The organism is Pseudomonas sp. Kh14 (genome assembly GCF_900291005.1).
GTDB classification, from domain to species: Bacteria; Pseudomonadota; Gammaproteobacteria; order Pseudomonadales; family Pseudomonadaceae; genus Aquipseudomonas; species Aquipseudomonas alloputida.
The window spans coordinates 1-245 of record NZ_OLKJ01000248.1 but is presented as its reverse complement, the minus strand read 5'-3'; the positions used below and the strand labels follow the sequence as shown (position 1 = coordinate 245).

Sequence of the window (245 nt, the reverse complement as noted above, 5' to 3'; positions counted from 1 at the left end):
GGCCTGGACACGGTCAGCCACCGCCTGTTCCATCGCGACGGTGAGGAAGTGATTCTCTCCGGCGCCGACTTCGCCCTGCTCAAGCTGTTCCTCGACCACCCACAGCAGATCCTCGACCGCGACACCATCGGCAACGCCACCCGTGGTCGCGAGCCGATGCCACTGGACCGCATCGTCGACATGGCGGTCAGCCGCCTGCGCCAGCGCCTGCGCGATACCGACAAACCACCCAGGCTGATCCGCAC

General features: G+C 66.9%; 1 pseudogene. It reads left to right on the top strand.

From position 1 onward, the window contains the following. Positions 1–245 (top strand): annotated as a pseudogene (gene gltR / locus FQ668_RS28010) (two-component system response regulator GltR); the annotation flags it as partial.